This is a genomic window from Lysinibacillus sp. NPDC094177, assembly GCF_050279145.1.
GTDB lineage: Bacteria > Bacillota > Bacilli > Bacillales_A > Planococcaceae > Lysinibacillus.
Genome location: NZ_JBNNTW010000005.1, coordinates 293,757 through 315,136 on the forward strand (window position 1 = coordinate 293,757; position 21,380 = coordinate 315,136).

Below are 21,380 nucleotides of genomic sequence, written 5' to 3' on the forward strand. Positions count from 1 at the left end.
CATCTAACTCTTTTTGTATATATAACTACTACAGCTTATGGTCAAGAATCTAACCAGAGCTAGTTCTCATTTTAATGTTTTTTTGTAAAAACACTAGGCTTTCTTACCTTTTGGGCGCTTAGTGAGGAATGGATATCTGATGACAAGTTTTTTTGTCACCGAATCTGAAATTTAGGAGAATAATAAACTCTATCATCAATTGAAAAAAAGAATTTCGAATAAGAAAAACATAGGGAGATTTTAGTCTTCCTATGTTTTCATTCATATTATTTATCTGTTTGTTCTTGCTTCTTTTTCAAATACTCCGCACGTATTTTTTCAAGTTGCTGCTTTTTATCAAATTTGGCAGGCTTGTGTTTTTCATGATACTTTGCCACAGCCACCTTACCTTTGGTATCCAATTGATATTTCCCCACTTTGTTCACCTACTTTTCTTTTCTTTAAAGAGAATCTATTCAACAAATATAATATACCTTATTTTACAGATGTACACCTTTTTACTTTATTAGTGTACTGCATAACCTTGCATATATCGTTAAAAACTTAGTAAAAAAAGAAACCCCTTCCAGTTATTTGTTCTAAATAACTAAAAGAGAGTTTAATTTTTGAAAAATAAATAGTTGTACGTTAGACATTGACTGCGTTTATTACCTGTTTAGTTTATATTACTGAACAGTTCTATTCCCACTCAATAGTTGCAGGTGGCTTAGATGTAATATCATACAGCACGCGGTTAATGCCGTTTACATAAGGGTTTATTGTCCGTTCAAATATCAGTGCAACTCTTAAATCCACACTGTTTTCTAAGCTTAATTGTAGCAGGTTAGAGGGTGTTTTACAACACTATTATTCACAATAATTTAGACGTGCCTAAGCTTTTCCAAACAAAAAAAGAGAGCCATTTCTAGCTCCCTACTCAACTACTAGTATATCGTTATATCCATTAAGACCACACTACGCCATTTTTATGTGCGTGTGAAAAATGACATGGTAAGGTAAGATTTACTCAACTAGGGGTATCGTTATAGCTACTTAACAGGCAACATAACATCCTCAGTCGTCACTCTAAGCTGTAGCAAACCAACCTTAGCAACCTCACTGTCAATCACCTTGTACGACCTACCAAACAGGCTCACAGTAGCGTTCACTTGGAAGTTCGTCCTGTTACTAAGGTTGTCCTGCATAGTGATTATCAAATTCTTAGAAGCTGTTGTTATACTGTCCTCAGTTAGCTTCATATCTCGATACGTTGCGATTATTGGTGATTGCCCAATTACAACAATCTCAGTCTTGTAGATTGGTCTACCAACTGCATCAGTGCCTACCTTTATACGCTGTTCCTCAGTAAGCTCAAAGAACCCATTGCAATACTCTACTACTGACTTGTATTTAAAGCCCCTGTGAGCTATTACATCACCTGTCACAAGGTAGTAACTACCATCAATACTGATATAGTCACCACGCTTGAACTGACTCAAGGAATGGAAATGGAACTTGCTTTCATCATTAAGCTCTGAGTTCGTTACAAAGCCTTCTACGGTGCTTGGTGTGTCTGTCAGTTCATTCATCACATAGGATTTTGAAATGACTGTGAGCGTATCTGTAAGCGTTTGAGTGTCAAATATGTTCATCTGAATCGACTTCCTTCCTATTAATATGTTCAATTATAGAAAATGAAAAAGCTAGAATTATCATTTTCCGTTTTCATCGTTCTTACTTTTCTTGTCAATTGGTCAATACGCTTCATTAGGTTCTCATGGAACTCGCTGACGGTCATATCGTCAATCTTAATCGTTTTCATGAGCTGAGGATTGTTTGCAAGGCTCTCAAGCACACTCAACGCTGTTTGATAGATAGCCTTTGTGTTAGCTTGTGAGGTTGCATCATAAGGTGCTGTTGCGTCCAATCCGTTCTCTAGCAGGTACACGCTCAACTCAGCAGGTGCAAGCTCAATTCCTTTTGTTTCTAACTGTAATCGTTCTATATTATTCATATATTACCACTCCGTATCTTTTTGTATAAATATTCGTTTCTAGCTTCCTATAACCTATCTTATGTAAACTAGAATTAATCAAAATAGCCTTATATCAATGGTTTCTTAACTTTCACCTTGAAATTTTGTATGCAGTTTTTTATACATCGTTGATATATCAAGGTTTCTAACACTTACATGCTCAGAAGTTTGTATAAAATCTTGCATAAAAAACAGCGATTTTATACATTAGTATTTTTCTTTTGTTTCTTCCTCATTTGCTAATTGCAATAGCCGTTCCTTGACACCTCTAGGCAATGGCACACCAATCCTAGCTAGGTTCTCAGTGATAGACAATCCTTCCATACCGATATAGTAGTAAATTGCCATTGTCCTAAAGACAGGAACACCTGACGCTGTGAGTACGTCTAAAAGGTTAGCTAAGACTATTACAATCATGATAGTAGCTTTCTTTAAGAAGCCGACAAAAGCAATCTTTGAGGATAGACGTTTTTGCACAAGTGACATAACGACACCTGTAACAATATCAATAATCATAAACGCAACAAGAACAGTCAGTGACACATGCCACCCTCCAATCAAGAAGGATAGTGACGTTCCTGTTAGCGCTAGGATGGTGAATAAGCTCATTTTCTCCATGTTCATTCACCTCCAATACAACAGTTGTAACAGGCGTGAAAATTTGAATATATACACTCCAAGCTTCCACACCCGAAAAACCACTAATTTACACCAAAAATAAAAAGCCTATGTTTAACCAAAATCCCTAAGATTTTAGTAAACAATAGACTTACCTTTTAGCCCTATAATATCCATCTTTACGATACCTTATCTATCTCAGCATTAGAGCCACTCAAATTACTGTGTTCTATCTGCTCAAATGGCTTCACATCTAGTATGCGATTCATCTCAAGGGCAATATCATTCACATAAGGTGATTGTTCTAAGATAGTTTCAACACTTAAAGCTCCCATTGCATGTTGTTTGCTCATGTTATCAATAATCTCAGCATGGTTAGATGGTGTATTGTATTGAAAGTTAAATTCAAGCGTAATAAAATCATCATCTGAAATATGAACACCTTTGTATTTCAACAGCTCACAAACTCTCTCCCAACGCTCATAGAAGCCCTTCTTCAAGTAAGTTTCATTCAGACCTGCTTTTGTATCTGCAAGTGAGAACAACAGCTTGATACTAACCTCTGACAGATTGCTCACATCAGTTTTGTTCATTGATACAGCAGGTGTTGAACTCACATCTAATAGAGCTTGCTGTAGCGTCTTGTAGACTAATTCAAATGACTTAGAATCCAATTGGTTAGTTACCATTTTGAAATCAGCTCCATCATCAAGATTCAAGCCACCACCAACAATTTCACTAGGTAGAGAGTCTTTAAGTTGCTGACCAACAGCTACAGGGATAGGATTCATGAACTTGTACATTGAATCAACATACTTAGAAAGCACATCTTCCATGTTGTCTAAGATTCCCATGTAATCATCAAGTTCTGAGCGCCCTTCTGTGTTGCTAAATTCATTATCTGTTTTATAAAGGATAGGAAGCCCACTAAGATTGACATGTTCATCAATTAGATTAAGCTCGCCACCCTCATTTGACCACTCTTCAACCTTGCTATCTGTGTAGACAGTGTAATAAGTAATTCCATCAAAGACATAATGCTCTACAAAGGAAATCATTTCCCCATGATGGTTGAATACAGGTGTGCCATCTTCTGCGTCAATGATTTTCGAATCAATGCGCCCCTTAGCATTAATGAAAAGGTACTCAGCCACCTGACCAAACTTCATAAGCTTGCTCAGGATAATAACATTCTTATCATCAAAGCGACCTAGCTTATTGACCTTCAAAAATTGCTCAACCATTTTTTCAGCACCAATGATATTGACACTGTTCTTCAATAGGTACTGCGTTTGGAAGTTTAGAATGGTCTTAGCCATCTGAATCACAATCTTTCTAGGCTCAATGACCTGACCATTGTATTTGAATGAATCACGCTGTAATATCTTGTGCTGACCATCTAAATACTCCTTCTTTTCAAACACTCCCTGCAATCGCTCTTGGTTGTCATAAGTGTTAACTTCCTCTAAGAACCAATGAGAGCTACCTTTGTGCTTTACTTGTAAATATCGCTCTAGGTTCATTACTCAACCACTCCTTTTTTGATTATTGCTATACTAATATCTTTTAGCATTTCTTCTTTAGATTTTAGCTCAGATTTAAGTAACTTAATATCAAGCTCAAGCGCTTCCTTCTGCTCTCTCAGCGATGGTTCTCTTTTCGCTCGTTTATCAAGCTCCTGTTCCATTGCTAAAACTCTTTTTCTATATGCTTCTAACATTTAATTAGCTCCATTCTTTTGTTATTTAGTGATACCCCTTCCTTTAAGGAAGGACTATCTCTATACATACCATTTGTTAGTTTTCATTCCCTGTATAGCTAAAGCTGTAGAAATTACTGCATCATCATGGTGCAAATCACTGTTCCCACGCTTGTTACCTAAGCGACCATTTGTTTCAATGAACATTTGCATTTGTTGTAAAGTGGTCTTGCACTCAAGATTAATAAGACCAAGCTCAAACTGTTCTTTCATATCTGAAATCATGATTGCCTTTGTTTTCTCAGAAGTCACGAAACCAATTTGAAGCTTCTTCTTTCCTCGTTCATCAAAGGTTTTCATCTTATACATATTGAGGTAGCCACGCTCTTTTCGTAGGCGCTCAATGATAGGCAAGCCATAGGAATTGCGTTCCACCGTTAAAAATGCATAGTTATAAAAAATACCCAAGTCATAAATGACCTGAGCAAATTCATAAACAGCTATTTTATTATGGTAGAAACTCATTACCTGCTGACCTTCTGAATCAAAAGCTGTGATTGTTGAATAGTCATTCCCTGAGCCACTTGCTGTATCGACACCAAAGTAATATTTCTTTGAACGCTCAGGCAATTCAAACAAGTCTAAGCCCTTACCGATGTATTTTCGAACACTCTCAGGCGCTTCTGACAGCACCTCATTTTTAGATAATGGCTCAATTGCATAAGAAAGCCTAGTTAATACCTTACTTTGGTCAAATACACTTTTCCCTGTAGATATAAAGGATTCTAATGGATTGGAAGGATACTCCTGCATAAACTGCTGTTCATTCTCCATATCTTGAATCTTCCACCTGCGCCACATAAGTTGCTTTAAAGTTGCACCTAAATTATGTAGAGCTATTTCATCATCTTCTAAATCATCTGACGCTAGGCGCTTGCCACCATTAGTTGCTTTATACCATCGCTCAGCTTCATCATAATCATGGGCAAACTGTTTTTTATATAGTTTGTGATAGAAAGGAATGAAATAAGGAACATACTTTGACTTACCTTTGAGGGCTTGCATATACAAGCGATAGAAGTGGTTACTTGTACCATTGGAGGTTGTTTCAATTGTCAATTGACTTTCAGCACCTTTAGCTAAAGACTGTTCAACTGACAGCAATTGAGTTTCTTGTGAAGCGTAGAAAGCAAACTCAGATAGATGAACATAGGTATAGGTTGACCCTCGCCCAATATCTTTGTTCCCTGCTGTGACACTTGATATTCTTGAACCATTGGCGAACAACAGCTCGCTTCTATTGTCCCTGCGAACCTGCGGAAACACATTAGGAAACTTCTCTCTTGGCACAGCATCATTCATTTGTTTAAGCTTTTCAAATAATGCCTTTGCTGAATCACCTTTGTAGGAAACAATCAAAATGTTTTCATTGGGCTTTGTCAAAGCTCGCCACAAGGCTCTAGCAAGCACAAAAGTTGAAATACCTGCTTGCCTTGCTTTACCAATCACCACAAAGCGATTGTCTAGCATCAAGTTTTCAATTTCCTGCTGAGCTTCATTAATTTCAAACTTTATGACTTGATTCTCGTTGTCAGTAATAAAAATAAAGTTCTTAGCGAATAATGGAAACTCACTAAGAACTTTGGTCAGTTTATTAACTTTAGTTACCATTTTCAAGACAACTCCAATTCATCATAAGCACCATCGTTCTCAATTGGCTCATAAGCTTTAGTTACCTTAGCTTCCTTGTTAAATGCTCTGACCTGCTTTTGAAGGTCTAGTAATAGCTTAATAGCCTTCTCATCGCCTGTGAGAGCTTTTTGTGCTGTGACTTGATAAATTTGTTCCAAGTCATTTGCCATGCGTGACTCAAGATACAAATTAGTCAACATTAGATACTCAGAAGATTTCTCCCACTTCTTCATGTGGTTCAATGTTTTAACATCTAGCTTTTGACATAGTTCTTCTTCTGTAAGCTCATCGGTGCGATTAATATATAAATCAAACTTCCATTTGAAGTATTCCCTTTTCTTGTAGGGAACTACTTCAAGTGCTTTGTAAATATCCATTAATATCATTCCTCTCTTAGTTGTTGGTGGTTAGCTGTTATATCCATCTCTACATTCAATAGCAATTTTAGCTAATTCAATGCATCTATCAACCACTTTAAACATTTCAAATGTTTCTTTGTCTAATATAGCTTCTTGCTTTTTCAGTTTCTTAATGCGATTCTCCCCTGCTCTGAGAACTCTTTTCTCAAAGTCAGTTAAGCCTACTTTTCTTTTTTGTTTTCGCAAGTCTAAAACAGCAATATAATCCTTTTCAACAGGGAACACATCTTTACCATTTTCATTCTTGAATGTGTTGAAGCTCTGTTCTGTTTCTTTGAGTTCTTCAACAGTGAAATACTGTAAGTTTGATTCTTCCACAATTTCTGTTTCAACATATTTTTTGTTGAATGAATGATGTGTGATTTCATCATCTTTAAATGGTGTTGTTCTATATTGGTTGGTATTTTGCTTACCTGTGTCGTTGTAGTCACCGATATTTTTGTGAATTATCCCTGCGTCAACAGCTTCATTGACTACTTTAAATACTGTTGAATCTGAGCAATTTAAGATTTTAGCCCAACGAGATTTAGTGCAACCAAATGTACCATCACCACTGTTAGCCCACTTGAAAACAGCTAGGTACACATGCAAATGGCGAATATCTTTAATTTCATCGAAAACCTCAAAATCAAGTTGAGTGAAATACTTAGTGTCAAATTCTGATAGCTCCACTAATAAAGTATCATTCGCTTTAAAATCATCTGTAAGCTCACCATCTGCATTTGTAAATCTGATAACCTTTTTATCTCTCAAGCTAATCAATGTGTCCTTAATGGCTTGAACTCCTCGCTTTTTGCTACTAGCTAACTTGATATGCCCCATGTCATGGATAGTCGATGGTGTTGTAATTATCTTATCTCTCCAATTTCTACTAATTGATAGTAGCGAGTAGACATATAGCTCATTTGATGTAAGATGAAACTCAGTTCTTTCATCTAGTAGTTGATTGTTAATTTGAATATGAGTAAAATTTCCCATTTGTTAAAAACTCCTGTGTGATTGTATTTTTTGTATAAAAAAGAAGTCACCCTCTTGGCAACTCCCTAATTGATTTCCTTGTATTTGTCTAAAGCTCGCTGTAGTTCATTAGTTTTTTGATAAACTGTGTAAATCGCATTGTCCTTAATGCTTTTAGCTTTAAAAATGTATGGGATTCCTTCTGACTTCAAAAAGATTGAAAGTTTCTTTGTGAAACAAAAGAAGAAATCTTGTTCAGTTAGCTGTTTCATATGTAAAGCTCCTTTTCCATTCTATTCTTTGCTGTTCTGCCCCATTGAGCGCTAGTTACTTAGGATATAGTCTTTGTATTGGTTCACTTTACTTGCATCCATCGCTACCTTGTTATGCTCATATTTTGATAGTAGAGCGATTGAGCAACCAATGGACTTGGCAATTTGATTTAGCTTAATGCCCTTTTGTCTACGCATCAAGAATAATTCTGTTTGTGTCATGGTCTTACTTCCTTTCCTCAGTTAAAAATTTTAATGACATGAATTTAAAAAGGCACTCCCATTATCGAGAGTGCCATTGGATTAAATCTTTGTTAAAACTGCTACTGCTTTTTTAGACCCTACTTTTAGAGTAGCTTCTGCAACAACTTGACCTTTCACTGAATCACCTGTTTTTGCAAGTGGTTCAAAATGTGGTTCACGTAAATAAGCTAAATCAACATAAGCGTCATTGAAGAACACCACTTTGTCAGCAGGTACATGTTTAGATAAAACAAATTTCACTGAGCCATAGTTAGTATTGATTTCATCTACTAGTAAACCAAATGAAGTTGTCACATGGTTGTATGAGTAGTTGCCTTTGTAGATAGCGTCAATCTCTTCCTTAATGTCAGCGTTCACAAAAGCGTAGACCTGACCTTCTGCAAGGTTTTGACCCCAAAGATTACGCATAATTTGTTTAATAGCTGCTTCATCAATCTGAGCTGTAACTCCATTAGAAGCGTCAGCCATTTCAACTAAACCTGATAGCTGACGTTTGAAAGGTGTTTTTGAACCATCAGCTTTAAGACCATTAATAAATTTCTTTTCCATGTTCACTTTAAGCTCTAGTAATCTATCCGCAACTTCCAATGAGAACTGAGTTGATTGCATTGCTTCTGCTGTTCCTGAAACCTGAACACCTTTCTTGAAAATCTCAAGAATGTTGTTTAGCTCAGCTCTAGCAGATTCATAGAAAACTGTTGTGTCTGCTCCTTCAACTGCTGAAATATCATCATCATTTGATAGTGACTTTTCTCTCCATGTGTAAACTGTGCTAAGAGCTTTCTCGATATTACCTTTAGCCATCAGTAAAGATGTAAATGGTGTTGATTGAACTCCAATAATTGCGATTTCGTTCGCTAATGAAATGCGTTCTGATTCTGTGAATGATTGTGATTTAAACATAAATAAATTCCTTCTTCCTGTTGGTTTTGTTTTTTCTTACTTGAATAACTTCGAGAGCTTGCTGGCAATCATGCTTTTAGCGTCACCTTTTTGTTGGTGAGCTGTATAATCATCTTGTTTAGCAACTTCTTTTGGCTTGAAGCCCATATCTACCTTGATTTCTGCAATTAATTGAAGAATCATATCAACTTGCTTTTCAATGTTCTCAGATGGTGAATATGATGTTGCAAAATCTTTGGCAAAGCCTAAACCTTCTTGCTCAAGTCGGAGCTTTAGAGTGTCCTCTTTAAGCTGTTGCTTTTCAGCTTCTAGTTGTTTAGCTTGCTCTTGGATAGCTCCCAATGATTGCTCAGGCTGTTCAGTTTGTCCTGTGTCAACCTTCGCTACCTCATTATGTGCAACTGTATCAACTTGCTCAACATCTGTTACAACGTCTTCTGTGGCTTGTGGCTGTGTTTGTAAATTTTCCATTTTAAAAACTCCTTCTTGATTAAAAAATTGAATAGAACTCAATAAAAAAAGGACTACAATTAAGTAGCCCTCCCCAATGACAAATAATTACGTTCAGTAGTTATCATTTGTTAGATTGTCTAATGGAATTACGCTCAGGTACTAGTAAGACCTAAACATAAATATGATTTTAATTTTGGTGAGAGCAATATTTTTCTGCCCTCACAACAACATTATATACACAAAAAGTGTTACTCATTTTTTGAACAAAATATCAATCCTTATAATCTTGATACTTTGCTTGTATTCTACCTAAAGTATTTTTGAAGTTACTCTCTTTGAGCTCCATTCTTTCAGAATAATGACGCTTATTGATACCACTGATAAATCCATCTTCATCAAAGATAAAATTATCGGTCAGTCCATTATCAAAATCAGCTTGCACCTCTAGCAACAACCTTTTAGCAAATTCCTTTTGATGTTCACTCAAATTTAAGAAGTCGATTTCCAACACCTTTCGAGCGATAAATTGTTTAGGTCTTAGCTTCATCTTGTCTTTGCTGACATAATAGCTTTTGCCCTTGCGATTGATGAACCTTGTACCATTTACTTTGTTTAGCTCTCTTGGTGTGCGAGTTGATAGAGCTTTATTAATAAACGTAACAATCTCTTTGTCGCTCTTAGCTAAATCAACCAAAGGCAAAATATCATTTAGCACTCTTGTAATAGCATTATCTGCTTCTGTAAATAGCCTAGTTCGTTCGGCTTTGATTTTTGGTAGAACTGATTTAATTACACCTAAACAGTAGTCTAATTCCTCGCCATAGCGTGGGAACATGTCCATTTCAACCTTATCAAACTCGTATACATCAAATGCTTGACCAATTGCCATTAGGTTTGAATGGACAACCTCAGTTAACCTAGTTTCCTCATACAATGTTTTATCTTCATTTAGCTTGCTTAGATGCAAAGTGTAGGCATACCTAGCGTAAACCTCTTTGATTGACCTAACCCTAACAGCAATATACTCTATAGAACTATTAACAATCGGCTCTCTTACTATCTTGTGGTATTTGTAAGCAACATCACCATCAATATAATCATCTACTTCAACAATCTCATATGATTTATTGTATTGAATATTTTCACTGAGCCTTATAACTGATTTAGCAAAATCTCTTTTTCCTTCATTATGTTGTTTAATGTATGTAGCTAGTTTCATCTTAAACTCCTTCTTCCTATTGCCTATTATATAGTGTAGCTGTCACAACCTTCTGTGTGGTTGATTTTAGCCCTATACTATTAATGTTATGTCATTTTGCTATTTTTGCTAAGGATTTCTGAAAAATAAATATCAAACTCTTATTATTTTTAGAAATATCCTTCTTTATCACGCAAAAAACACCTATTCAGCTCAACAGGTGCTTTAATCATCATTTTTTTCTTCTATCACGATACCAAACCCCAAGCTCTCACAATCAACTCTAAGCCGCCTAGCAGGCTCACAGGGAGGTCTTAAACTCATTCACTAGCATCGAATCATTTAGTCTGCATTTCTCAACCTAGCACCCTTAGAATCGTTTTTAGGGCAGGTGTCGATTTCCCATTGTTGTTGAAGTGTGATTTTTTTCTCCTATCTGCTCAAAAAGGCAAGCTTAATACAGCTTAATCATAAAATTCCATAGGTTACGTTTAGGTATGGCTATCTACTTAGTGTATTAATATAATAATATATATATATATATATAATAATGTACTAAGAAGAGTGATGTACCTAAACGTAACCTTTTGAAATAAAAGTTGTATAGAATTGGGAAACAGCTTCAAGTATAAGTACACCAAATAATAGTGGGCTACCGCAATCTAACTATACCTTGCTTTATAAGCTCACTTCTCCATACACCAATATTTGTAAATGTGTTACACTAAACCAAACGACTGATTCTTCGGTTATTCAACTAACGCATCAGTTTAGTTCAATAAGAAAAGTGGATTTGTCGGATAATGAAGCAACCCAATAATAGGTAAATAGATAATTTAAATCCAATTGTTAAGGGGGAACTTTTCATTGAAAAAAGAAATCATAAAAACGAATAGGGGAGAATTTGAAGTATTTATTGGAGGAAAAGGAACAAAACCTATTTGCATTTCACATTTATATCAAGAATTTTCATCAGGTGATGAGCCCTACTCAAAAATAATAGGTGAACATTACAAAGTAATATTAGTGAATTTAAAAAACGCTGGGCAAACTTGCAAAGCAAACTCCAAAAAGGAATTAACAATGGAAGAAACAGTAAAAGATTTAGAAAGTATTCGAGAAAAATTAGGATATAATACTTGGGCATTTGCCGGTCATTCAACTGGTGGTTTTTTAGGATTAACTTACTTAGATATGTACCAAGAAAAATTATCTGAGATTATTTTATGTGGAACGGCTGCTTCTAATAGGATTAATCATTCAAAAAACAACTTATTCAATGTGGAAAATCGAAAATACAGAAAAGAAGCAGCTAAGATTTTCTTTAAAATGTCATTTCCATTAATGAGTAAAAAGACAAAAGAGGAAGCAAATAAAAAATTTTTTCAATTATGCCTCTACAATAAAGAAAAAATAGAAGAGCATTATAAAGAAATCGAAAACATAGGGATTAACAAATCAAGAATGAGAGCCTATAGCTCTGAATTTCGTAAGTATGATGTTAGCGAAAATATTAAGAACAAATCTATTCCTACTTTAATTTTATGTGGAAAATATGATGTGCAATGTCCTGTTGAATTTTCCGAGGAGCTTCATAAACTTTTACCAAATTCACGCCTTGTCATCTTTGAATATAGCAATCACTTCCCATTTATTGAGGAAAAAGAAAAATTCGTTAACACTTTACAGGAGTTCAGTGTGCAAAATTATGTTAGTAAAACAGTACATTAACAAATTATAGTTCTTCTTTAACTAACACGGGTCCTATAGTTTAATAAGAAAAGGACTAGCGAGTATGATAAATTTTCATATATGCAAGTCCTTTTGTTACGCTCAATCACTATAGTCTGTTCTTGAACCTTCTCAGCTAATAAAGCAATTTCTTTCTGCTCTATAATCCATTGTTCAGCACGTTTGATTGGGTCATCAATCATATATGAAGCAACTTGAGCTTGAGATTTCAGTTGTTCTTCCATTTCCTCAAATCGAGTGACATAGGTTGCTGTGAATAGAACACCTTTAGCACCTGTCATTTTGTTAGCTACCATATCACAACCTTTTTTAGTAAGTAGGTAACATGGTAATGTTCTACCTGTTGTATCTTGGTATGTGTTTTCGATAAAGAAATCACTCAGCCCAAACTTGGACTCAGTAAGAACCTCTGCGTAACCCTTAATATCTCGCATTAGATGCTTATGTTGTTTACCAACCATTTCAGCTACATCTCGACTATCAATCACTAGCTGTTCGTTGTGGTTGATAACTTGCATATCATTATGTTGCTTTTGTGGTGTTTCAATAGTCGGCTTTACAGCAACAGGTGTTACTAAAGGTGTTACTACATCATCATCTTCTAACACAAGCTTACGAACTTCCTCTGCAACCTCAGAACCCTCTAGTAAGAATCCAATTAGTAGTATTGCTTGTTTTGGATATAGGACTGTATTAGTTGTAGCAATACCATACTCTCTACTTAGTTCAACCCATTTCTTATTTAGACCTAAAAGGTTCTAACTGAACCCTTTAGCACTCTATGAGATGAATCCACATGACCAATCATCCACTTCAACAAATCTCGATTGCTTACAATGCTGTTTTCTGCGGAACTTCAAAGCACCCACCTTAGAAACTGAACCTTTTAAAAGAACCTTAAACTATTTCAAATTGTTTTATATACTTTAAAAGACTTTTAAACCCTTTCAAAGTGATTTATATACTTCAAAAAGCTTTCAATACCTTTTAAAAATCTTTAAAAGTCTTTAAAACCATTTTAAATTGTTTAGTTGTTGCAATCCTGTTCTATTAAGCTCCAAAAAGAAAAAACACACCAATTAATGATGTGTTGAGTATCAAAGTATCTACCCTAGAAGCCAAACCATTTCAAATTGTTTTATATGCTTTTAAAGGTCTTGTAAAGCATTTCAGATTGTTTTATACGCTATTAAAAACTTTTAAACCTTTTTAAATACTTCAATAACCTTTTAAACCATAATAAACTGTTTAATTTTGAAAATAAACTAGGGCGCAAGCCCGCCCATCAGTTTTTTTCTTTATAATATTTATTTCTTTAATAGGTTTCTTTCTTTAAACTTGTCAAGATGTGTTCCAAATCAGCACACAATTAACACCCCTCTATGTAAATAATGTCCTTTTTGGTACACATTTAACATGGGCATTGGTATTAATAATGTTCCAAAATGGTACAAAATTTGTATAGCTGCTTTTCATGCTTATATTAATATTATTTACGCTCCTAGAATACTTTAAGCTTGACAATTGTTTACGCCCTTCCCATCATGAAGGCGGTTGAGTTGAAACGGCTCAATGCAAAAATGCCTTGCCTAGTTCTCAATAAATCAAAAAATGACTTAAAGGAACAAGACAAGACATTCAGCATAACTTCATGAATCCGTATATCCTTGTATCCGTGTCGTATGCCCTTGTTAAATGCGTTCTCTCGAACAATACACCTACTAATCTACTTCTGCCCCCGATAGTTGTTGTAATCCTTATACGTGCCTTACACGTAGCGTAAATGCCTATTCTACTGTTATGAGAAACTCAGCAACAATTACAATGTATGATGTATCCTGTGTGACCGTAGCCACTCAGACCTTCCACTCCTGACCTTTAATGGTAGTCAGCACCATTCAGATACCCAAGCTAACAAGGAAGCTTGTAGTGGTATCCTAGACTTAATTTATGCGTTGGCTAAGTCATAACCTGTCAAGTTTAGATTCAATTGGTGTTACTAGGTTTCCACCAACGACTACCTAAAAAAGGCAATAGCAAACACAACTTTACGAGTTGAATTTTTTTCGCAAAGCCTGTACAATAACACTATTGGTGATGTGAGCTATTGTTTTTTAGATAGTCATATTCAGTTAGAAGTCATTGGTGCGTCAACACCGATGGCTTTTTCTATGCAATTGTTAAATTGATTGCAACCTCTCCCATTGCCACAAGGACAACGAGAGAACGCTTTGAGCTTAATACACTATTTAAAGTCGCCCAAACGACTGTACTAATCTATCTGCTACCTGTAAGGGCAATGGCTCTAGTAAGCAATGAAGTATAAGCCATCATGCGCTTTGCACGGTGTACAGGATAATCATTTAGCTTATAAGCTGTTGCATGTTTACGATAGATTGCTTTGTGAGCCATGACTTGTGTTAATGTGCGTTTCTTCATATATAACTTCCCCCTATATGTCTAAAAGCTTAAATCTTGACGTTATTCAACGGGCTGTGTAAGCGACCAATATCGAGGATGGCATTTTGCTCTAAACCACGTAAATATTTTGCGGTTTCCTGAGTATCAAAATGACCAAGTAAACGACTTAGACTATAAATATCTATCCCATTGCGTAACTGCTTCTGTGCGAAATAATGCCTACAGTCATGCGGAGAACATCGAACCCCATCTCTAATACCAACATTATTGCAATGTTCTTTTAGAATCTTGTTGATACGTGAACGGTGTAACTGTTGAGCGCATTGGTCTAGGAAATAGTTGTCTTCTACTTCATCAGGATGCTTATGGCTGAATCGCTTCTGCTTAGCTTCCTCGAACCTACGCATATACTTCCTCATGGTCTTGCTAATGTAGACTAGGCGCTCTTTTGACCCCTTTCCACGAATCAAAATGTGGCGCAATGAGATGTCAGATTCCTTGATATTGCAAAGCTCAGAAACCCTTATACCTGTATCAAATAGCATTATCAATATAAGCTTGTCACGAATATTGGAATATGTTACCTCTTTTACATCATTGATAATTCGTTGTACTTCTTCATCGTTGAAAGTCAAAATGATACGCTTTTCTTCTTTCAAGCTTTTGATTTTCCTAAGAGGATTGTTCTTTTCTTCCATATATTCTTCCTCAACTAAGTAGTTAAAAAATACTCTCAAAGTAGCAATATTGTTGTTCAGTGTAATTGGTTTCTCAGCTCCTAGCTGTTGGCGATACTGAATGTATTTCTTAATATGGATTGATTCAACCCCTTCTACATCTTGAATCTCATACTCAGATTCCATGTACTCTTGCCAACGCTTCAACCGCCAAATACACATCTCAATGTACTTCGGTGTTCTTCCAACAATCTCTTGATTTAACTTAAAATCATCTATAAGCTCCATAATTTTTGGCAACAAAAAAAACTCCCTTCTACTCACAAGTAATGTGAATAAAAGAGAGTTGATATTTAAACGTCAATTGTTGCAGGTGAACAAGTATTTGTTCTATACAACAAGCTTCAAACCCTTGATATGACTGAGCTTAGAATACGTTGGGTATTTAGTCCTATTCCCACTCAATAGTTGCAGGTGGCTTAGTTGTAATATCATACAGTACGCGGTTAACGTGTTCTACTTCCTTGATATATCAAGGTTTCCGCGCTATCGCTCAAATTGGCATTTCAACTTTATTCATGTAATTCTTGTCCTCAATTGCAGTAGTTGACCGTTAGTGGAATAAGAAAAGAAACTCTTCTTCAACAATCGCACCCGATTGCATAATATCGTTATTGAACTAAAGCACCCCGTTTAAGGAAATGCTTCACATTGCTTTTTTATGGATATACACTTCAAACTTTTATCGTCTCTGAGGAATCGTCATTTCTTCCCACGAATAATAGGGTATAGTTGCAATCCATAACGTATCTCCCATGATATCTACATCCCAAACGATGGAATCCCCCGCACCAAACACTTTTTCAGATTTACTTTCTTCATTCGTGTTGATGGAATAAATAGCTTCACCTCTATGTGTGATTCCGAATAATTTCTCTCCCTTTTTAACAAATTTAACTACCTCTTCATCAACTTTAATTTTTCTCCAATTTCCCTCTCGAAGATCTCGAACCCAAATTCCACTTTGTGTGGTAATAAATAGCTTATTATTAATCACTTTCATATCTAGAGGTTCATCATTACTATTCGGCATAGTTATCTCGTTCCACTTATCGTTTGTCTTTTGAAGAATCTTCCTTTCTTCTGTAAGTCCTACCAAATCACCATTATCCGATATTTGGACCTCATAAAATGGTTTAGGTACTATAGCTTGTTCCCAACTCTCTCCTTGATTGGTCGTATAGTAAATATTTCCATTTGATAGCACAGCTATATGGTTGCTGATCGAATTATCGATTTTCTCTATCGATTGGTTTAATGAAAGAATTTTCGTTCCTTTACTTTTTGATGTAATACGTGCCCATAATTCTTTTTCCGTAGCTACATATAATTGATCGTTTATATCAAACCAAGCGTGTGTTACATAATTATTAGCTTGGAGTTCTGTCCATGATTCTCCATTGTTATGGCTCCATTCAATAAAAGGTTGCTTGGTTGTACTAAATTGTGTTGGCTTTTTGTCTCCCCATACCACTAAATTGTTTTTTCCAGCGACAATCCCCGTAATCGCCATCCCTTTTTTTGTTAGGTTTTCGGTGCCAATACGTTTGGATATTAATCCTCCACCGTATGGCAATTTATGAACGGCACTGACCACATCTCCGTTTTGGGCATTGAATGAAATTGAAGTAAAACGGTTATCTCGATCATTTCCATATACTTTTAGAATGGGCGTACCATCGATACTATCGAGTGTAAAATGATATCCTGTTGCCCAATCTTTTCCTTGCTTTAGTCCGTATTTATCCTTTGCTAGTTGGAGTACATCAGAGCTATCCAACTTAATCTCATCGTAGAGTATTGTTGGATTTGGAGATTGCTTACTCGGTCTAAACAAGGTAATTTTTTTTTCTGAGATACCAATTAGTACATAATCATCTGTACCTGGAACTATAAAGATCAGAAACCAATTAAAACGTTTCCCTGTTTCTCCTCTCGAGCCTCCCATCGTTTCATCCACACTGTTTACGCTTGTAAGTGTTGCGTTTATATTCCATTCTTTTGCTCTCTGCAATCCAATATTAATCGCTTCTTTTAACGTAATTTCACCATCTGAGGCAATTCCTTCACTACAAATCAAATTTAAAAAAACTAAAAAAACAACTAACAAACAGGAGATTTTTTTTAAGAAACTCAAAATTAACACCATCCCATAACTAAATAGACATATTAATCATCTGATTAATATGTCTATTTAGGATGCAATAAATCCTTTGTTATATGCCCTCTTAGTAACAATATAACAAACAAAAAACTCCATTTTTCAGAGAATCCTTCTTGCACTAACCTGCTTACGTTAGCATTATAGAAAAGCAGCCATTGAATTCAGCAACTGGATCTTAAACTATTGCACCTGTAAGCTATGTAAGAAACAATGAAATGGAAACAACAAATAGAATCACTACTAAAAGAAAGGGAACAAATGCCTTTCTTATCTCTTCTGAGTTTTCAGCTTTCTTAATTTTCTTTCGGCAATCAATCCAACTACCAATCAATACAATCGAAATTAATATTACATATGGAAATTCTTCCAAATTGAATCCCCCTTATCCCCTAGTGTAACGAAAAAAATCTAACCTCTACTTCAACTAAACTGATCCTTTTGTTTAAGTAGAAAAAGGCTCTACTCTTTATTGAAGTAAAGCACCCGTTACTTCAATAAGTACATACTTTATTCAATAAAGGTAATAATACAATTAATTATGTAAAGAGGTGTATTCAGAAAAATGAAAAGGATATTACTCATTTTTATACTCTCCCTTGTCCTAATTACTTCTTTTCAAACAACAACCGTTTCATCATCTGAACCAACTCAAGACTCTGAAGAGCTTAGATTACAGGATATGCTTATGTTAATGCTTACTCCTTATATAGAAAAAGATTTAAATAGCTATTATTATCCTAAGATTTTAAAGATTTTTTCACCTGCTGTCACACCATGGAAAATTGAAGTGATTGAAACGAGTAGATTAAATGGTTTCCGTGGTTTTATATTGCAAATTACATTTGAAATTGAACCTACGGATGGTGGACAGTGGATTCCAGTAGGGAAGGATCGAATGACCTATGAAATTTCCACTGGCCCAAAGGTTAAATTAATAAATCACACGCATTTAAAGACATATGAATATCCGCCAGAATAATAACCTGACCCTAGTTGAACTAGAAATTTTATACTTTTATCTTTCAAAAAAACGTTTATCCTTCTTGGATCAACGCCCTGTTTCTTTATCATTCTAAAATCCAGCCCGTAAACGTTGATTTAGTAATGTTTAAGGGCCTTTTCATCGAGTAACTTCTTACTGCTATTTTTTCATTTGCTCACAATTTTCTCACGAACGATTTAATACGGAATGGAAAATATCTGCTACTTCATTGTCTTGATTTGGAATAAGGTGAGCGTATGTTTCCAATGTAATTTTAGGATTAGCATGTCCTAATCGATGTGCAACCTTAACAATATCTACACCTTCAAAATCCCATAAATATAAATATAATGTTTGCTTATTATGAAAGTAATGAAATAAAAGTGATTTTGGAAACCTGCCCATAAAGAGGAAAGTTCTTCAATAAGTAAATTTTAAATAAAAAGAAACCAACAGTAACCCTTTAATTTTATCTGGATAAATCCTATCTAACGATGTCGAATCTTTCTGTCAGTTCGACCATTCTATCCGTCTCTACTCAAAAAGCAGGCTAAGAACTTCTCCCTAGCCTGCATTGCTATTTATTATTTTGAGAGCTTCTCATTACCGTCTTCATCGATAAAATACGTATGAGATTTCGCTGCCTCTTCAATTTCTTCAAACGCCCAATGTATTGCTGTTACATCCGAGAAGCTTGGTGTTGTTACGCCTTGTAGCGGACCACGCTCAAACATACGGTTCATCATCACTAAAGCTTGAGCACGTGTTAAATGCTTGTTTGGCGCGAAACTACCGTCCTGTCGACCATTGATGATGCCTGCCGCTCGATTCGCTTCGATAATCCACTGTGCCCAATGGCCTTTTGTATCGTTGAATGTAATCGCTACATTCTCTTCGATATGCAGTTGCTTAAAGTTCGCCACTACAGTTGCCATTTGCGCACGTGTAATGTTTTCACTAGCACGGAAGTTGCCATTAATATCCCCATTCATAATGCCGTGCTCTTTGACAAAGCCGATGGCACCCGCTGCATAATGATCACTTGGAATGTCCTTGAATGGTGCAGTATCTACTGTATCATCTGTATAGCCTAGAATACGGGCAATCATTATTGCCACTTGAGCACGTGTTACATTCTTTTCAGGACCAAATGTACCATCAGGGAAGCCCTTAATATATGCTTCATGCTCTTCTACTTCTAAAGGTGGTTTTGTTTCTTCGTCCTTATTCACCTGAATAATTGTAAACGTACTAAACTTCTTCACTGTAAAGCGAAGACCTAACTCACCCTTCGCCATTGTTACAACCTCAGGTATAACCACTTTTTTCTCCCCATCGGAGTGTTCAATAAATATGGCTAATCGCTTAAGGAAAACCTCACGCTCTTCTGCATCTGTTGGGATTCTCACGCCTTTTAATGGCAATGTTACCAGTACAAGATGATTTGGCATATTTGTCTCAATCACCATTGGACGTGCTACTACACGCACATCATTGCTTTGCAGTGTCTCACGTACTACGCGCTCTGCACGTGCACGATCTTCAATAGCTTGACGCTCACTTACCTTCTTTAATGGTACTAAACGGAAGTAGAACTTATCGTCAATACCCTCTATTGAGCTATGTGGAATCGCAATAAACCCATTCTCTGTAGCAATTTCCAACGATAATCCGTTTTCAAGTAGAATTTGTAGAGATTGCTTCGGAATTTCTACCGTTATTTTATCTACTTCATCATGGACATCTGTAATGACTATACGAATAATGTTATTGCCAATTTGTTTTGCTTTTTCTATGGCTACCTTTGCACTCGCTTCTGATAAAGCCATGAAGTCTGTGATTTCACCATTGGCATGTTTTGTACGCTCAATTTCCACCATTGTATTTTCCAGTGGGTTATCACCATCAATTTCTAATACCACTTGGATTTTCGTTTTTGTTGGTGTTGGATTTAGTGTTGGCGTAGGCCACGGATTTGACGGCGGGCCCGGAGCTATAGGAGCTACTGGCGTCACCACACTTGATGCCACAGATTCTCCACTACTTCCCACACTATTCGTTACGACTAATTTAAATGTATACGAAGTCCCGTTTGTTAAGCCTGTTACTATGATTGGACTTGACGCTCCTGTTTTTGCTAACGCAGGCTGTTCCACTCCACCTGCATATACTTTAACTGTATACCCTGTAATCGCACTGCCTCCATTATTCGTTGGGGCATCGAAGCTTACAGTTGCTTGGCCGTCTCCTGCTGTTGCCATCACATTCGTTGGCACACCTGGGACTGTTACTGGAACTGCATTGACCTTTTGTGTAACCGTTAACATCACGGGTGTTAGGTTCGTTGCACTTACTGTCACTGTTGCTGTATAAGTCCCTGGCGCTAAGCCATCTTTCGCTTTCACCGTAAACGTTGTATTGCCTGGACTCGGTATGCTTGTCACTAGAGGTTGCGTGATTTCAAAGCTACTTGCATTGGTGTCACTTAACGCTACCGATACATTCGCTAAGCTTCCTGTTCCAGTGTTCGTAATCGTTAACGTTTTCGTTTCTTGTGTACCACCCATATAACCAGCTGTCAGCGCCGTAAACGTTTGATTGCTAATTGCACCAATCGTGTATGTTGGTGCTGCATTGACCACTTGTGTCATTGTAAATGTCACGGGTGTTAGGTTCGTTGCACTTACTGTCACTGTTGCTGTATAAGTCCCTGGCGCTAAGCCATCTTTCGCTTTCACCGTAAACGTTGTATTGCCTGGACTCGGTATGCTTGTCACTAGAGGTTGCGTGATTTCAAAGCTACTTGCATTGGTGTCACTTAACGCTACCGATACA

At 36.2% G+C, this 21,380-nt stretch carries 22 protein-coding genes and 2 pseudogenes; 2 read left to right on the plus strand and 22 right to left on the minus strand.

What is annotated here, in order from left to right:
- Nucleotides 1-266 precede the first annotated feature (266 nt).
- From ACQKNC_RS11250 to ACQKNC_RS11315, 14 genes and pseudogenes are all read right to left on the minus strand, one after another.
- Entirely contained in the window at nucleotides 267-416 is a 150-nt protein-coding gene (locus ACQKNC_RS11250; RefSeq protein ID WP_427424930.1) for a hypothetical protein, read from the minus strand.
- Between the two features lie 262 nt (nucleotides 417-678).
- Nucleotides 679-774: pseudogene (locus ACQKNC_RS11255) on the minus strand (hypothetical protein); the annotation flags it as partial.
- Nucleotides 775-1,028: 254 nt separating this feature from the next.
- Nucleotides 1,029-1,631: a hypothetical protein gene (locus ACQKNC_RS11260; RefSeq protein ID WP_427424931.1), complete on the minus strand. Its 603-nt coding sequence runs from the start codon at nucleotides 1,629-1,631 to the stop codon at nucleotides 1,029-1,031.
- Between the two features lie 29 nt (nucleotides 1,632-1,660).
- Complete coding sequence (locus tag ACQKNC_RS11265; protein ID WP_427424932.1) at nucleotides 1,661-1,993, minus strand: hypothetical protein; 333 nt, start codon at nucleotides 1,991-1,993, stop codon at nucleotides 1,661-1,663.
- A 228-nt stretch (nucleotides 1,994-2,221) separates the two neighbouring features.
- Complete coding sequence (locus tag ACQKNC_RS11270; protein WP_427424933.1) at nucleotides 2,222-2,632, minus strand: phage holin family protein; 411 nt, start codon at nucleotides 2,630-2,632, stop codon at nucleotides 2,222-2,224.
- Nucleotides 2,633-2,811: 179 nt separating this feature from the next.
- On the minus strand, nucleotides 2,812-4,155 hold the full coding sequence (locus ACQKNC_RS11275; RefSeq protein ID WP_427424934.1) for a phage portal protein: 1,344 nt from the start codon (nucleotides 4,153-4,155) through the stop codon (nucleotides 2,812-2,814).
- Nucleotides 4,155-4,352 carry a hypothetical protein gene (locus ACQKNC_RS11280; RefSeq protein WP_427424935.1) on the minus strand — a complete coding sequence of 66 codons (198 nt, stop codon included), beginning with the start codon at nucleotides 4,350-4,352 and terminating at the stop codon, nucleotides 4,155-4,157. Before ACQKNC_RS11280 ends, ACQKNC_RS11275 begins: the two co-directional genes overlap by 1 nt.
- A 60-nt stretch (nucleotides 4,353-4,412) precedes the next feature.
- Nucleotides 4,413-6,002, minus strand: a complete 1,590-nt coding sequence (locus tag ACQKNC_RS11285) for a terminase large subunit domain-containing protein (protein WP_427424936.1) — start codon at nucleotides 6,000-6,002, stop codon at nucleotides 4,413-4,415.
- A gap of 2 nt (nucleotides 6,003-6,004) precedes the next feature.
- A complete protein-coding gene (locus tag ACQKNC_RS11290; RefSeq protein WP_427424937.1) occupies nucleotides 6,005-6,400 on the minus strand; it encodes a hypothetical protein in 396 nt (131 codons plus the stop codon).
- Nucleotides 6,401-6,430: 30 nt separating this feature from the next.
- Nucleotides 6,431-7,420 (minus strand): hypothetical protein, encoded by a 990-nt coding sequence (locus tag ACQKNC_RS11295; protein WP_427424938.1) that lies wholly within the window; start codon nucleotides 7,418-7,420, stop codon nucleotides 6,431-6,433.
- Between the two features lie 302 nt (nucleotides 7,421-7,722).
- Entirely contained in the window at nucleotides 7,723-7,893 is a 171-nt protein-coding gene (locus tag ACQKNC_RS11300; protein WP_427424939.1) for a helix-turn-helix domain-containing protein, read from the minus strand.
- Between the two features lie 81 nt (nucleotides 7,894-7,974).
- Nucleotides 7,975-8,838 (minus strand): SU10 major capsid protein, encoded by an 864-nt coding sequence (locus ACQKNC_RS11305; RefSeq protein ID WP_427424940.1) that lies wholly within the window; start codon nucleotides 8,836-8,838, stop codon nucleotides 7,975-7,977.
- A gap of 36 nt (nucleotides 8,839-8,874) precedes the next feature.
- A complete protein-coding gene (locus ACQKNC_RS11310) occupies nucleotides 8,875-9,309 on the minus strand; it encodes a hypothetical protein (RefSeq protein WP_427424941.1) in 435 nt (144 codons plus the stop codon).
- Nucleotides 9,310-9,562: 253 nt separating this feature from the next.
- The gene (locus tag ACQKNC_RS11315) at nucleotides 9,563-10,510 is read right to left on the minus strand and encodes a hypothetical protein (RefSeq protein WP_427424942.1); all 948 of its coding nucleotides are present in this window, start codon (nucleotides 10,508-10,510) and stop codon (nucleotides 9,563-9,565) included.
- Nucleotides 10,511-11,356: 846 nt separating this feature from the next.
- Here ACQKNC_RS11315 and ACQKNC_RS11320 point away from each other — a divergent pair.
- Nucleotides 11,357-12,220 carry an alpha/beta fold hydrolase gene (locus tag ACQKNC_RS11320; protein ID WP_427424943.1) on the plus strand — a complete coding sequence of 288 codons (864 nt, stop codon included), beginning with the start codon at nucleotides 11,357-11,359 and terminating at the stop codon, nucleotides 12,218-12,220.
- Nucleotides 12,221-12,237: 17 nt separating this feature from the next.
- Here ACQKNC_RS11320 and ACQKNC_RS11325 read toward each other — a convergent pair whose 3' ends face one another.
- The 6 genes and pseudogenes from ACQKNC_RS11325 to ACQKNC_RS11350 all read right to left on the minus strand — a co-directional run bounded on the left by ACQKNC_RS11325 (nucleotide 12,238) and on the right by ACQKNC_RS11350 (nucleotide 17,933).
- Nucleotides 12,238-12,849, minus strand: coding sequence for a Rha family transcriptional regulator (locus ACQKNC_RS11325; RefSeq protein ID WP_427424944.1), 612 nt, complete (start codon nucleotides 12,847-12,849; stop codon nucleotides 12,238-12,240).
- A 1,669-nt stretch (nucleotides 12,850-14,518) separates the two neighbouring features.
- Complete coding sequence (locus ACQKNC_RS11330) at nucleotides 14,519-14,680, minus strand: hypothetical protein (RefSeq protein ID WP_427424945.1); 162 nt, start codon at nucleotides 14,678-14,680, stop codon at nucleotides 14,519-14,521.
- A gap of 29 nt (nucleotides 14,681-14,709) precedes the next feature.
- Nucleotides 14,710-15,639 (minus strand): tyrosine-type recombinase/integrase, encoded by a 930-nt coding sequence (locus ACQKNC_RS11335; RefSeq protein WP_427424946.1) that lies wholly within the window; start codon nucleotides 15,637-15,639, stop codon nucleotides 14,710-14,712.
- A 151-nt stretch (nucleotides 15,640-15,790) separates the two neighbouring features.
- A pseudogene (locus tag ACQKNC_RS11340) lies at nucleotides 15,791-15,868 on the minus strand (hypothetical protein); the annotation flags it as partial.
- Between the two features lie 213 nt (nucleotides 15,869-16,081).
- The gene (locus ACQKNC_RS11345) at nucleotides 16,082-17,536 is read right to left on the minus strand and encodes a WD40/YVTN/BNR-like repeat-containing protein (RefSeq protein WP_427424947.1); all 1,455 of its coding nucleotides are present in this window, start codon (nucleotides 17,534-17,536) and stop codon (nucleotides 16,082-16,084) included.
- A 223-nt stretch (nucleotides 17,537-17,759) separates the two neighbouring features.
- Nucleotides 17,760-17,933, minus strand: coding sequence for a hypothetical protein (locus ACQKNC_RS11350; protein ID WP_427424948.1), 174 nt, complete (start codon nucleotides 17,931-17,933; stop codon nucleotides 17,760-17,762).
- A 192-nt stretch (nucleotides 17,934-18,125) separates the two neighbouring features.
- On the opposite strand from ACQKNC_RS11350, the gene ACQKNC_RS11355 reads away from it, so the two are divergent.
- Nucleotides 18,126-18,542, plus strand: coding sequence for a DUF3888 domain-containing protein (locus ACQKNC_RS11355; protein ID WP_427424949.1), 417 nt, complete (start codon nucleotides 18,126-18,128; stop codon nucleotides 18,540-18,542).
- 189 nt (nucleotides 18,543-18,731) lie between these two features.
- On the opposite strand, the gene ACQKNC_RS11360 is transcribed toward ACQKNC_RS11355, so the two are convergent.
- Both ACQKNC_RS11360 and ACQKNC_RS11365 read right to left on the minus strand, forming a co-directional pair.
- Nucleotides 18,732-18,950, minus strand: coding sequence for a hypothetical protein (locus ACQKNC_RS11360; RefSeq protein ID WP_427424950.1), 219 nt, complete (start codon nucleotides 18,948-18,950; stop codon nucleotides 18,732-18,734).
- Between the two features lie 179 nt (nucleotides 18,951-19,129).
- Nucleotides 19,130-21,380 (minus strand): S-layer homology domain-containing protein (locus tag ACQKNC_RS11365; protein WP_427424951.1); only part of this gene is annotated, 2,251 nt, incomplete at its 5' end.